12 protein-coding genes are annotated in these 12,857 nt (G+C 45.7%); 6 read left to right on the forward strand and 6 right to left on the reverse strand.

Going from position 1 to position 12,857, the window contains the following annotated elements; genetic code table 11:
• Nucleotides 1–133: 133 nt before the first annotated feature.
• The 4 genes from BC792_RS01345 to BC792_RS01360 form a co-directional block, all read right to left on the reverse strand.
• Nucleotides 134–355 (reverse strand): DUF2795 domain-containing protein, encoded by a 222-nt coding sequence (locus tag BC792_RS01345; RefSeq protein WP_002996718.1) that lies wholly within the window; start codon nt 353–355, stop codon nt 134–136.
• A gap of 288 nt (nt 356–643) precedes the next feature.
• Complete coding sequence (locus BC792_RS01350; protein WP_148907175.1) at nt 644–1,402, reverse strand: ABC transporter ATP-binding protein; 759 nt, start codon at nt 1,400–1,402, stop codon at nt 644–646.
• A gap of 26 nt (nt 1,403–1,428) precedes the next feature.
• The gene (locus BC792_RS01355; protein ID WP_148907176.1) at nt 1,429–2,172 is read right to left on the reverse strand and encodes a lysophospholipid acyltransferase family protein; all 744 of its coding nucleotides are present in this window, start codon (nt 2,170–2,172) and stop codon (nt 1,429–1,431) included.
• A 219-nt stretch (nt 2,173–2,391) separates the two neighbouring features.
• A complete protein-coding gene (locus BC792_RS01360; protein ID WP_148907177.1) occupies nt 2,392–3,762 on the reverse strand; it encodes a dipeptidase in 1,371 nt (456 codons plus the stop codon).
• Nucleotides 3,763–3,952: 190 nt separating this feature from the next.
• Between BC792_RS01360 and BC792_RS01365 the strand changes: the two genes are divergently transcribed.
• Nucleotides 3,953–6,715, forward strand: a complete 2,763-nt coding sequence (locus BC792_RS01365; RefSeq protein ID WP_148907178.1) for an outer membrane beta-barrel protein — start codon at nt 3,953–3,955, stop codon at nt 6,713–6,715.
• Nucleotides 6,715–7,506, forward strand: a complete 792-nt coding sequence (locus BC792_RS01370; protein ID WP_148907179.1) for a GLPGLI family protein — start codon at nt 6,715–6,717, stop codon at nt 7,504–7,506. Before BC792_RS01365 ends, BC792_RS01370 begins: the two co-directional genes overlap by 1 nt.
• A gap of 56 nt (nt 7,507–7,562) precedes the next feature.
• Here the strand turns inward: BC792_RS01370 and BC792_RS01375 are convergent, their stop codons facing one another.
• Both BC792_RS01375 and BC792_RS01380 read right to left on the reverse strand, forming a co-directional pair.
• Entirely contained in the window at nt 7,563–7,745 is a 183-nt protein-coding gene (locus tag BC792_RS01375; RefSeq protein WP_148907180.1) for a histone H1, read from the reverse strand.
• A 122-nt stretch (nt 7,746–7,867) separates the two neighbouring features.
• Complete coding sequence (locus BC792_RS01380; RefSeq protein WP_148907181.1) at nt 7,868–10,006, reverse strand: S46 family peptidase; 2,139 nt, start codon at nt 10,004–10,006, stop codon at nt 7,868–7,870.
• A gap of 308 nt (nt 10,007–10,314) precedes the next feature.
• Here BC792_RS01380 and BC792_RS01385 point away from each other — a divergent pair, with 308 nt between their 5' ends.
• From BC792_RS01385 to BC792_RS01400, 4 genes are all read left to right on the forward strand, one after another.
• Nucleotides 10,315–11,634: a DEAD/DEAH box helicase gene (locus BC792_RS01385; RefSeq protein ID WP_148907182.1), complete on the forward strand. Its 1,320-nt coding sequence runs from the start codon at nt 10,315–10,317 to the stop codon at nt 11,632–11,634.
• Complete coding sequence (locus BC792_RS01390) at nt 11,631–11,873, forward strand: hypothetical protein (RefSeq protein ID WP_148907183.1); 243 nt, start codon at nt 11,631–11,633, stop codon at nt 11,871–11,873. Before BC792_RS01385 ends, BC792_RS01390 begins: the two co-directional genes overlap by 4 nt.
• 162 nt (nt 11,874–12,035) lie before the next feature.
• On the forward strand, nt 12,036–12,386 hold the full coding sequence (gene gldC, locus BC792_RS01395) for a gliding motility protein GldC (RefSeq protein WP_148907184.1): 351 nt from the start codon (nt 12,036–12,038) through the stop codon (nt 12,384–12,386).
• A gap of 20 nt (nt 12,387–12,406) precedes the next feature.
• Nucleotides 12,407–12,814 carry an EVE domain-containing protein gene (locus BC792_RS01400; RefSeq protein ID WP_148907185.1) on the forward strand — a complete coding sequence of 136 codons (408 nt, stop codon included), beginning with the start codon at nt 12,407–12,409 and terminating at the stop codon, nt 12,812–12,814.
• The last annotated feature ends 43 nt before the right edge of the window (nt 12,815–12,857 follow it).

The following is a 12,857-nucleotide window of genomic DNA, read 5'->3' on the forward strand; positions in this document are numbered from 1 at the left end:
TGAAAAGGATTAACGGACGATGAACAAAAATGGAGAAGAGGAGAAAGAAATGCTACGCACAGGAGCTCAATAACGCGAGGGGACCGACCGGACAAGTAAAAAACGCCTTTTTCAAGGCGTTTTTTATGATAATTTAATACTCGTCTTCATTAAAAAAGAAGTCATCCTTTGTCGGATAATCAGGCCAAATCTCTTCAATGTTTTCATAGGGCTCTCCATCATCCTCCAACGCCTGTAGGTTTTCAATTACCTCCACGGGAGCGCCCGAACGAATAGCATAGTCGATTAACTCATCTTTAGTTGCTGGCCATGGTGCATCTTCCAAGTGAGATGCCAATTCTAGTGTCCAATACATATCTAATAATTTAAGTTGCTATTTTCCGCAAAAATAACATAATTATTCACTAAATCAAGTCAAAACAATGTTATCAATTTGTTTTTATTGTATTTATCTGGTAGTCAGATAGATAAATATCTTTTTTGAGACGACAGGCAAATTTCTTTAAGGTAAACCTGCTATGCGGGGCAGGGTATGGCGACGCAACAATCCAGTCTGGGCGCTTTCTATTGCACCCACCGGCAAATGTCCGTTACATCCCTACGCCCGTAAAAGAAATGTCATTAAGCTGCCTGCTTGGGGCCGCTATAAGCTTTCGAAGTCCGAGCCGCGTTCCCTGAGAGCATCCAGCCTTGGGAGCACGGATTTGATGTCAGGGTTGGGGTAGTCGTCTTCAATGAGGCCGTCGCGCATCCTGACAATGCGGTGGGCATGTTGTGCGATGTCTTCTTCGTGGGTAACCAGAATAATTGTATTGCCTTTTGCATGGATATCTTCCATGAGGCCCATGATTTCTATAGAAGTTTTTGTGTCCAGATTTCCGGTGGGCTCATCGGCGAGGATAATAGACGGGTTATTGATAAGTGCTCTGGCAACAGCTACGCGCTGGCGTTGTCCCCCCGAAAGCTCGTTCGGTTTATGATCGACCCTATTGCCAAGACCAACATTTTCGAGCGCCTTGTGCGCGCGCTCTTCGCGCACTTTCTTATTGAAGCCGGCGTAGATGAGGGGGAGGGCCACATTTTCCAGAGCAGTACTCTTCGGCAATAGATTGAACGTCTGGAAAACGAAACCTATTTCTTTATTGCGGACTTCCGCAAGGTCGTTTTCACTCATGTCGGAAACGTTAATACCATTGAGGATATATTGCCCTTTACTGGGCGTATCCAGACATCCAAGGATATTCATCAGCGTCGACTTGCCCGACCCCGAGGGGCCCATCAGCGCAACGAATTCGCCCTTTCTTATGTTGAGCGATACCGACTTCAGGGCGTGGATCTCTTCGGCACCGATAATATACTTCCGACCGATATCTTCTATTTGGATTAGATAGTTGCTTTCCATGACTGTCACGTTAACGAAGGCTTAAGTTACGATTTATTACAGATTTCCCAAGCTTCTTTCATTTTATCGTATACTTCTGCCTCTAAAGATGAAAAATGTCTACTATGGTAGTTCGCCGTTTGTATAGGGGCCATAACTTTTACATGGATAACCCCGGGCCTCGAGCCATATACTTTTCCGTCGTCCCACAATATGTGCCAGGCGTCCTGTATCACCACAGGGAGGATAGGGATATCGTTTTCGGTAGCCATCCTGAATGCACCGGATTTAAACTGCTGAAGCACCGGGGGGTATGTTTCGTCGATCTTCCCTTCGGGAAAGATGACAATCGATCGGCCCTCCTGTAGCAGTGTTGATGCTCTTTTGTAAGCTTTGAACGACGAGATACGGCTATCCCGCTTTACAGGGATATCGATTGTTTTAAAAAATATCCGGGTAACCGGATTGTTTAACAGCTCCATCTTTCCGATAAAAGAAAATGGTGCTTTGCATAAATAGTTGAGTACGGTGATGTCTAAAAAAGACGTATGATTAGGACATAGGACATAGTTTTTTGACCAGTCGATGGGCGCTTCATATTCTACCTCCACACGTATCCCGACAGCATAGATGCCCGCAAGACTTATCCATCGGCGGAAGGAGACAATCTTATGATAATGCCTGTCGGCATTCCGCGCATAATAATACAGAAATGGAAAGCCCAGAGCGAAAAAGAACAATACGGAAGCAAAGTAGGCTAGTAAATGTAATCTTCTCAAGATTCTTTTCATGTCCAAACTTAATTAAAAAAGAGCACCGGGCCACCGATGTAGTACTTGTTTATGAGAGAAGCACAAGGCTCGCTATTGTGTCCGATAGTATCGTTGTCGGTAGCTATGCCGCGCGATAAGACGGATAATAATGGTTTTAACGGTCGGGAATTAATGGTTGTAAACAGAGGGGTGTCTCCTATGATCGCTCCCTATAAACATAGGCGACACCCCTCGTTATTATTTACTTAATTCCGCGTAATACTTGAAAAAAGAAGGAATAGTCTCAATACCTTTCAGGTAGTTCTCTATACCATATTTTTCGTTTGGAGAGTGCAGGTTGTCACTGTCGAGCCCGAAGCCCAGCAGTACCGTCTTGACACCGAGTTCCTTCTCGAAGAGGGCGACAATAGGAATAGATCCGCCGCCACGGGTTGGAATGGGTTTCTTGTTGAATGCTTCTTCCAACGCTTTCTCGGCTGCTTTATAAGCTATGCTGTCTGTTGGTGTGACCACCGGTTCTCCGCCGTGGTGCGGTTTCACCTGTACTTGAACATACTTGGGCGCTATGCTTTCGAAATGGGTTTTGAAAAGCTCGGTAATGCGGTGGGAATTCTGGTTTGGAACGAGACGCATGGATATTTTTGCATAAGCTTTAGACGGTAGAACGGTTTTCGCCCCTTCGCCAATGTAACCGCCCCAGATCCCGTTGACTTCCAGTGTTGGGCGTATCCCGGTACGTTCTATTGTCGTATAGCCGTTTTCTCCCCAGACCTCGCCAATACCGAGGTCCTCTTTATATGTTTCGATGTCAAATGGAGCCTTGTTTAGTGCTTCCCGTTCTTCGGCGCTTAGCTCTATGACATCGTCGTAAAATCCTGGTATGGCAATGTGATTGTTTTCATCGTGTAAGGACGCAATCATCTTTGCCAGAATGGTGGCTGGGTTAGCGACGGCACCTCCGTATACTCCGGAATGTAAATCTCTGTTCGGGCCGGTAACTTCAACTTCTACATAGGACAATCCGCGGAGGCCCGTCTCCAGTGATGGCTGTTCCATGCTAATCATCGACGTATCCGATATAACGATAACGTCATTCTGCAAACGCTTCTTATTGGCTTTAACGAAGGTCTCAAGGTTTGCGGAGCCAACCTCTTCTTCTCCTTCGATCATGAACTTGACATTGCATGCGAGCGCATTATTCCGCATCATGTATTCAAAGGCTTTTACGTGCATGTAAAACTGTCCTTTGTCGTCGGCAGCGCCCCGCGCGTAGATTTTGCCGTCCCTCACGGTAGGTTCGAAGGGTGGAGTCTCCCACAGCTCCAGCGGATCGGCGGGCTGCACATCATAGTGGCCGTATACCAAGACGGTTGGCAGCGATGCGTCCACGATTTTTTCGCCGTATACAATCGGGTTGCCGGCTGTTGGACAGACTTCCACGTTATCGGCGCCAGCCTCTTTAAGCCGTTCTGCTACGAATTCCGCCGTTTTCACAACATCTTCTTTGTATTTGGGATCCGCACTGATGGACGGAAAGCGGAGTAGGGCGAATAGCTCTTCTAGAAATCTATCCTTATTTGATTGGACATATTCTTTTATTGTTTGCATAACTTTGAGTTTTGTACAAAGCTACCAATTAAAATTTTTTCTGCCCGTAATTTTTGGGAATTTCAGTGGCATGAAGGCCAGCATCCCCTATCTGATGACGTATTTGTTAAAAGTCTGTTAAACATTTCAATTCGTTTTGAGGAATATTAATATTATGATATTTTCGTAGATACTTTCGATTTACCCGTTTATGAAAAGACTAACCATTCTCTGTGTCCTCCTTTTCCTGAGTGGATGCTTCTGTTTACATGCCCAGACCAAGATTGCCGGCGAAGTTGTCGATGAAGGAGACAAGGCGGTTAAGCTTGTTAATGCAACAGTTATGCTTGTGCAATCCCACGATTCAATTTTGGTGAACTTTGCACGTGTGAACGACAGCGGCCGATTCAGCATCATAAAGCCGGATTCGGTCCCTTGTCTGTTGATTATCAGCTATCCCAAGTTTGGAGATTATTATGCCAAGGTAACGGACAGCGCGGATGTCGACTTGGGGCAGATAGGGCTTACAAGCGTGAGTAACCTTATCGAGGAGGTACTGGTCACAGGAAAGATTCCCGTTGTCATCAAGGGAGACACAACAGAATATGATGCCTCCAGCTTTACGGTAGAGAAAAATGCGAAAGTCGAAGATCTTCTTAAGGCGTTACCGGGGATCTCGGTCGATGGGGATGGGAAGATCACGGCTCAAGGGAAAACGGTGGAAAAGGTGCTGGTCGATGGCGAGGAATTTTTTGGCAATGATCCGACGCTCGTTACGCGGAACGTCCGCTCGGATATGGTCGATAAAGTGCAGCTCTATGAGAAGAAGTCTGAGGAAGCGGAGCGTACCGGCGTCGATGACGGGCAGCGTATACAAACGATCAACCTGAAATTAAAAGAGGATGCGAAAAAGGGCATGTTTGGAAAAGCCGAGGGCGGTGGCGGTGCGGACCGCGATAATGGATACTATATGGGCACACTGGCCGTAAATAAGTTCAGTGGTTCCCAAAAAGTGGGCGTCTTTGGTATCACCTCAAACGATGGCACGGTTTCCCTGAATTGGCAGGACAGCGAACGGTTCGGGTTTTCAAATATGAGTTCGGAGGTGTCAGACGATGGATCGGTGTATTTCAGTTGGACAGGCGACAATATGGACTATTGGAACGGACGGGGGAGGCCAAGGGCTGTCAACAGCGGCGTCTCCTACGCAGATGCGTGGAAAGAGTCAAAGCATAAATTAAATATGAACTATAAGTTCGGTATTATCGAAAACGACGAAATATCTTCACGTATTGCGCAGGAGAATCTTAGCGATTATGTTCAGAACTCTTCAGAGACGAACAATAACTTTACGAGAAATCAAAAACATCGGTTTAACGGACGGTACGATCTGAAGATTGATTCGGCGACGACGCTGACCATGACGATTGGTGCTGCGAAGGGAGAGGCTAGAGTCGAACGGGCCAGAGAAGCGGTAACCACACAGGGAGATGGCGAGCTGTTAAACGAGAACGTAAGCTCTCAGCATAGTGAGTCGGACAACCAGTCGTTGGACTATAGCGCCTATCTGACACGGAAGCTAAAAAAAGAAGGGCGGTCGTTGGCCCTTCGGATTAACGGAAGGTATGATGAGACGCAGGGCGACGGCTTTTTACAGGCCTCGACCAATTTTTATACAAGGGATAGCGTAGCTGATATCAACCAGAGAAAGTTGCTGAATTCGTCGACAGGCAATTTCAGAACATCCCTCGCTTATTCCGAACCACTTACCAAGCGGCTGGTCGGTACGGTACAATATGAGTTCACCCGCGGGGTATCCTCGTCGGTGAATAACTCGTACAACTATTCGGAGGTAGGCGGCGGCTATAACGAACTTGATAGAGAGTTTAGTAACGACTTCAACTTTAATACGACACGGCATGCAGCTAATCTGTCGTTCAATTACCGATCCGATTTGTTTGATGCCAATCTAACCAACAATCTGAGAGAAGATAAAATGTATCAGATAAACAATTACGAGAATCTGGATCTGGAGCGGAGTTTTCTTACATACAATCCATCAATCTTTTTCCGGTATAAGATATCCAAAACGAAGGGAGTTGGCTTCCGGTTTAGCAGAAACAACTCATTGCCGTCGCTGACGCAAATTCAACCGCTGAGACAGAATACCGATCCGTTGAATATCGTGGTGGGAAATGAAAATCTTCAGCCATCCCAAAGTAATAGTTATAACTTAGACTATAACACGTACAACATGCTGAAGAATGCGTATGGATACTTTAATCTAAATTTTACGCAGCGTTTCAATAATATCCAGCAAAATATAACCATTGAGGACGGTATACGTACCCTGTCGTACGCCAACTTGGATAGGGTCGCCAGCACGGCCAGTATGTGGAGCAGGGTGGGCAGAGATATCATAAAAAAGCACAAAGTACGCGGCAGTCTAGGATTAAACGGAACATACAATAACTACTTCAACTACATTAATGACGACCTGAGTGAAAATAACAACTTCGATTTTTCGTTCTCGCTCGACTTCTATAAGGGTACCAAAAAGGGATTGGATTTTTCGCTGGAGTTTTCTCCGGGATACAGTGTGTTGAAAAACTCCTTGCAGCCAAACCTTAACAGCAACGGGTTTACTTACAACAGCCGGATGAATCTTGAGTATTATCTTCCATGGAAAGTCAGGTTGTATTCCAACATGGATTATACCTATCAGGCGCCGACAGCTGTATTTGACGAAAAGATCGAGCGGCTGTTATGGCGGCCCGGCGTCAGTAAAAAGTTCTTAAAAGACGAATCGCTTGCGCTGGAAGTATTTGTTAACGATGTTTTAAATCAGAATATTGGATTTTCGCGGCAACAGAACGCGAGTACGCTTGTCCAGGATCGCTATAATACCATCGCGAGGTATTTTATGTTAAAGGTGAGCTGGGATTTTACGTCTATGAAAGGAGGAAAGGAATAATGAAGATAAAATTTATGATGATCGCTGCCCTCATGTTACTTGGCGCAGGAGCAGCACGCGCGCAATATGCGCATTTCCCTGTTGCAGGTACTATTGAGTATGAGAAAACCGTCCATGTTAAAAACTTCATGAAAAGGCATCTGTCTATGTCTAAGGACGAAGGGTTCGACCGCACGTATATAGAACAGTTAATGGCAAAGGCTCCCGACTCATACGTCTTTAAAAACAAGATGATGTTTAATGGCAGCGAGTCGCGGTACGAGCCTATCAAAGAAGAACGGACGGGGATTATGCGTAGTATTATGTGGTTTGGATTTGACTATGAGACCACCTACTATAAAGATATTAAGAATGGCGTTTTCAGGAGCGTGGCCGATTATGTCGGATCAAATATCCTAACGCAGGATTCGCTGTTAAAAGTGAAGTGGAAGATTACTGACGAGTACAGGACTATAGCAGGCTATAATTGTCGCCGAGCTAATGGCGTTGTTTTAGACTCCGTTTTTATTGTCGCATTTTACACGGACGAGATTCCGCTTTCGTCGGGTCCAGGGGCTTTTCACGGCCTGCCGGGAATGATTCTGGGCGTGGCAGTTCCTGAACAGCACTATAATATCTATGCGACGAAGGTAACTTTTGTACAGCCTCAGGTGATGGCGGAAATGGGGAAGAAGAAAGATAAACCGATGACCAGGGCGGAGTTGAAAACTTTTCTATATGACCGGATGCGGGTGGGCGATTGGAATACCGAGCAACAATTTAACTTTCTGTTGACGGGGCTGTATCTGTGAGGTTGGAAAGAAAAAAGTGCCGGTCATTTCTGGCCGGCACTTTTTATCACAACATGTTATTTTTTTGTTTCGTTTTTCTTAGCAGTCACTTCGTTACGGATTTCCTGAGCCAATGTCTTGATCTCTTGTAAACCTTTACGAACGCGTGTACCAGCAGCCGAATTTCCGTTGTTGAAGAACTTATCTGCATCTGCTTCAATAGATGCTACCAAGCTTTTTAATTTGTTGTAGTTTTCCATTTTTAATTATATAATTTTAGTTTCTAGTAATTCCTGTTCTAAGATATTATAAATATACAAAAACAACGAAGCAAACCGCAAATTTTGTATCCAAAATCCAAAATAAATTTGATTTGGAGCGTTTATTCGACGATTTTTAGTTCATCGATGATGTTTTGCGCACCTGCGAACTTGTCAATGATGAACAATACATAGCGGATATCTACAGATATTGTCCGCTGCAGTACGGGATCAAATATTACGTCTCCCGCCATCGCTTCGATATTCCCGTCGAACGCGAGTCCTATTAATTCACCGTTTCCATTCAGCACGGGCGAACCGGAATTTCCTCCGGTGATATCCTGATCGCTGAGGAAGTTGACCGGCATGTAGCCTGCCTTATCGGCATAGCGTCCGTAGTCCTTTGCCTCGTATAGGTCGATCAGTCGTTTCGGGAGGTCAAACTCTTCGTCTCCAGGCTGGTATTTTGCAATGGTTCCTTTCAGCGTGGTGTAGTTGTTGATTTCCGCGTCGTTCCGTGGGTCTGCAGGTAGCGCTCTTATCGTTCCATAAGTCAGGCGTAGTGTAGAGTTGGCGTCGGGGTAATATTTACCCTTCGGGTTTGATTCCAACACGCCTGCAATATATTTGCGATATGCAGCCTGAAATTTCTCAGCCAAGGCTTCTGTCTCCGGCGTCCTTTCCCGGTATTTGTCCATTAAGGATTTGGAGATAAGATACAGAGGATCGTTGTCAATCGCCTCAGCAGAAGGATTCACGAGAAATGCCTGTAAGTTTTCGGACGATGAAAAAATACTCCGGTTAAATGCGTCCTGTACGTCGGATTGAAAGTTTCCTTGGTTTTTGTTAGCCAGTTCCCGGATATAAGGGGCGATCTCGCCTGCTTTTTGCGCATACAGATTCAGCTCGTCGGCCAGAACGTCGACTTCCAACGGAATATAGATGTTTTCAAACGTTTCTGCAACGCCTGCTTCCAAGTTCGGAAGCATCTCTTTACGTTTGGCCTCATTTGAAGCTGCGTATTGTTTCAGTACGCTTCCTAAGCTATAGGGTAGCGCGGCGAAGCTCGACGAGCGAAGCATTCCAATAAGGTAATTGTCATGCCTGGCTTTTTCATTGGTTGCAGCGTAATATGCATCTATCGTAGCTAGTACGTCGCCGTATTTGGCTCTGTTTGCACGTTTGTTTGCCCATTTCTGGAATTTAGCCTCCTGTGTACGTTTTGTGGCGGCTGTTTTATGTTTCGTCAGCGCATCGATCATGCCTTGACGGTTTTTCCAGTAGTTGGCTACGCCCGAGTAAGTCGATGCATAATTCAACTTAACCGCCTGATCTTTATCCATATGCTTCTTCATCGCATCCATACCGACCTTAGAAGCTTCGACCCATGCCGGATAGGCGTAGTGAACATTTTGATCGATCCCCGCCGCGGGCATCCAGCGGTTGGTACGGCCCGGATAACCGAGTATCATCGAGAAATCACCTTCCTTAATTCCCTTTATACTGATAGGTAGGAAATGTTTCGGTTTTAGCGGGACATTTTCTGTCGAGTAGGGCGCTGGGTTGCCATCTTTATCACCGTAGACACGGAAAATAGAAAAGTCGCCGGTATGACGCGGCCATTCCCAGTTGTCGGTGTCCCCGCCAAATTTGCCGATACTGCTCGGCGGCGTACCTACCAGACGCACGTCGGTATAATCCTGATAAACGAAATAGTAATACTCGTTTCCATTGTAAAACGACTTAACAGAAACAACATATTTTCCGCCTTCGCTGTTTTCCTGTTCAATTTTGGCAATCTCCTGATTGATGATTTTCTCCCGTTCTTTTTCGCTCATCCCGTCATTGACCAAGCTTAGAATACGCTTGGAGACATCGTCCATGCGGACGAAGAAGCGTACCGAGAGCGATTTCGGCTTGAGCTCTTCCGACAGCGACTTTGCCCAAAAGCCGTTGGTTAGATAATCGTGTTCGGGAGTTGACAGCTCGGCGATCGCGCCGTAGCCGCAGTGGTGATTGGTAAATACCAGCCCCTGACCTGATACAATTTCGGCCGTACAGCCGCCCCCAAATTGCACAATCGCATCTTTAAGCGACGAATTGTTAATGCTGTAAATTTCTTCTGCCGTTAGCTTAAGGCCTTTTTTCTGCATATCCGCTTCATTGAGACGCTTCAGATGCATCAGAAACCACATTCCCTCATCGGCGAACGTGCTCATACTCACAACGCTTAGGAGTACGAAAATCCAGATTTTTTTCATATGTGTATAGTTTGACTTGATCTGTATAGGGAATACCGCTATGTGCCTTTCAAGACATGTGTATTCCTTATTCAATCAATTTTATAGCACAAAGTTGATTTAATTACTTTTCAAATCAAAATTAAACGATAATTTATTCCATCCAGCAGAGATGGTGCCTCCGCGATATCATGAAAGGGATATGGCCGTTTTTAACTATAGCTCCTTTATAAAAAAGTTCTTGATGGCAGAGGAGAGATGGATAAATTGCTTTTATATATAAACGCAATTATTTTGCACCTGACCCGCAATTTATCTAAGTTTGTAAAATGGCATCATTCGAAGACTTCAAATTAAACCGGCAGCTGCTGAATGCTATAGCTGAGGCGGGTTACCAAACCCCCACAGAAGTACAGCAAAAAGCAATCACACCGATCCTTGCAGGACAGGACGTTATGGGGATCGCGCAGACCGGAACAGGCAAAACTGCAGCATTCGTACTGCCGATACTGATGACTTTGAAATATGCGCAGGGGCAGGACCCGCGGGCATTGATTCTGTCTCCGACCCGGGAGCTGGCGATGCAGATTGAGGAAAATATCCAGACTTTTTCCAAATATCTCGACCTGAGAACCGTCGTCTTATACGGAGGGCTCGGGCCAAAAGTGCAGAAAGAGAAATTGGCTCAAGGCTGTGATATCATCGTGGCAACGCCCGGCCGCTTTCTGGAGCTCTATCTGGAAGGTGAGATCAACACCAAATCTTTGAAGTTTCTGGTGATGGATGAGGCTGACAAAATGATGGACATGGGATTTATCGGAAAGATTCACAGGATCTTGGAAGTGGTCCCCAGAAAACGCCAAAACTTACTGTTCTCCGCAACAATGAGCGAGCTGGTACGGAAGATCGCCGGCGACTTCCTCGCGTTTCCGACCGTAATCGAAGTGACCGAGCAGGCCACGCCCGCACAGACGGTCTCGCAGTCGCTCTATGAGGTGCCCAACCTAAAAACGAAGCTTAATCTCCTGCAATATTTACTGCAGGATGATGAATCTTTCCATCGCATTATCGTTTTTTGTAAGACGAAGAGTGTCGCCGATAATGTCTTTCACTACTTGGAACGCAAGTATGGGAAGGACGAAGTTCGTGTCATTCACGCCAACAAAGGGCAGAATACACGCATCAACTCGATTAACGCCTTTAAAGAAGGTAACATCAGGATTTTGGTGGCAACGGATGTGGCAGCAAGAGGGCTTGATGTTTCGAACGTAAGCCATGTGTTTAATTTTGATGTGCCGATAGTAATCGAAGATTATGTGCATCGTATAGGACGGACGGGACGCGCTTTTCATCACGGGGATGCAATAACGTTTTGTAATCCGGCAGAGAAATACTACGTAGACAAGATTGAAAAGTTGATCCGGCAGTCTATTCCCGTGCGGGAAATCCCCGAAGGAGTGTTCATCGAGAAAACAGGATTCGAAGAGCGACAGGCCATAGCCCGCGAAATCGATAACCAGAAGAGGAAGGATGATCCTGAATTTAAGGGGGCCTTTCATGAAAAAAAATATGCGTCCAAAGAGTCGGGACGATCAAAGAGTACGAAGAAAAAAACCACCAGAAAAAAGGATAAGAAACGCTATTCATGAAGTTAACCCCACTCAATATCGTCCTGGCCTGTTTCTTAACCTGGGTAATTTCAGAGTGGGGAAACGAGCAGCTGCGGCTGCCTTGGTGGGGGATAGGCTTGTTTTTAATGACCCTTCTCTTTGGTGATGTCGTGTTTAGGCTATTCGTGAAAGACATTAAAAAGCTGTGGTTGGCGCAAATTGGATTTATCCTCATGACAGGTATCCTACTGGTTCTTATAAAGGCACTGGCAGGTTGAGTCGCGATGGGTCCGGCAAATCAACGGGAATAAGGTGTACACGCCTTTTATAAGTTCATGGCAACGTTATAATGCCATTGAAATACAAACACGAAACGAATTCCGAGTGAAACGAGCTCATCTATACAATGAGATTTAACACGTATATAGATAATTAAACAGATGAAAAAAGCAGAAATCAAGCTCAATGTAACATTGGACGACCAAAATATACCGGAAACAATCGACTGGTCGTCTACCGACGGCGAATCATCCGATGAGATGCCTGCCAAAGCGATGTTTTTAGCACTGTGGGACGCGCAGTACAAAAATTCGTTACGGATAGATCTTTGGACAAAGGATATGCCTTATGATGAAATGAAACGTTTCTTTTACGAGACACTACAAACCTTAGGGGATTCATTTATACGCGCTTCGGGCGGAGATCCGATGGCTGACAAAGTGATCGGCGATCTGCGCGACTACTGCGCGCATTTTGCAGACAAGATGGAAGTACTCGAGCAGGAAGGTTAAAATAACTGTTGTTTAAGAAGATGAACTACTTTTTAGTAAAATCCGAGCCGTTTAAATATAGCTGGGAACAGTTTAATAAGGATGGACAAACCTTTTGGGATGGTGTCCGTAACTACCAGGCCCGCAACAACCTCAAAGCCATGAAGAATGGCGACCTGGTGCTTTTCTACCATAGCAACGAAGGAAAGGAAGTAGTCGGGATCGCCAAAGTTGTGAAAGAGTTTTATCAGGATCCGACGACGGATGACGAACGTTGGGTGGTGGTCGACCTGGCTCCTGTAGAGACATTTAAAAAGCCGGTTACATTGGAAGCGATAAAGGCCGACCCTCTTTTACAGGAGATGGGACTTGTCCGGCAGGGCCGCCTATCGGTTATGCCCTTGAAACCGGAAGAGTTCGATCGTATTGTTGAGCTTGGAAGCGAATAGCAGCCTGCAGCCATCGGCAGAAGGTTGCTCTTTTGCCGACATG

This window comes from Sphingobacterium allocomposti, assembly GCF_008124885.1.
GTDB classification, from domain to species: domain Bacteria; phylum Bacteroidota; class Bacteroidia; order Sphingobacteriales; family Sphingobacteriaceae; genus Sphingobacterium; species Sphingobacterium allocomposti.

Coding starts and splice junctions, on each gene's coding strand:
- BC792_RS01345 (WP_002996718.1), bottom strand. CDS start 355: ATGTATTGGACACTAGAATTGGCATCTCACTTGGAAGATGCACCATGG.
- BC792_RS01350 (WP_148907175.1), bottom strand. CDS start 1,402: ATGGAAAGCAACTATCTAATCCAAATAGAAGATATCGGTCGGAAGTAT.
- BC792_RS01355 (WP_148907176.1), bottom strand. CDS start 2,172: ATGAAAAGAATCTTGAGAAGATTACATTTACTAGCCTACTTTGCTTCC.
- BC792_RS01360 (WP_148907177.1), bottom strand. CDS start 3,762: ATGCAAACAATAAAAGAATATGTCCAATCAAATAAGGATAGATTTCTA.
- BC792_RS01365 (WP_148907178.1), top strand. CDS start 3,953: ATGAAAAGACTAACCATTCTCTGTGTCCTCCTTTTCCTGAGTGGATGC.
- BC792_RS01370 (WP_148907179.1), top strand. CDS start 6,715: ATGAAGATAAAATTTATGATGATCGCTGCCCTCATGTTACTTGGCGCA.
- BC792_RS01375 (WP_148907180.1), bottom strand. CDS start 7,745: ATGGAAAACTACAACAAATTAAAAAGCTTGGTAGCATCTATTGAAGCA.
- BC792_RS01380 (WP_148907181.1), bottom strand. CDS start 10,006: ATGAAAAAAATCTGGATTTTCGTACTCCTAAGCGTTGTGAGTATGAGC.
- BC792_RS01385 (WP_148907182.1), top strand. CDS start 10,315: ATGGCATCATTCGAAGACTTCAAATTAAACCGGCAGCTGCTGAATGCT.
- BC792_RS01390 (WP_148907183.1), top strand. CDS start 11,631: ATGAAGTTAACCCCACTCAATATCGTCCTGGCCTGTTTCTTAACCTGG.
- gldC (WP_148907184.1), top strand. CDS start 12,036: ATGAAAAAAGCAGAAATCAAGCTCAATGTAACATTGGACGACCAAAAT.
- BC792_RS01400 (WP_148907185.1), top strand. CDS start 12,407: ATGAACTACTTTTTAGTAAAATCCGAGCCGTTTAAATATAGCTGGGAA.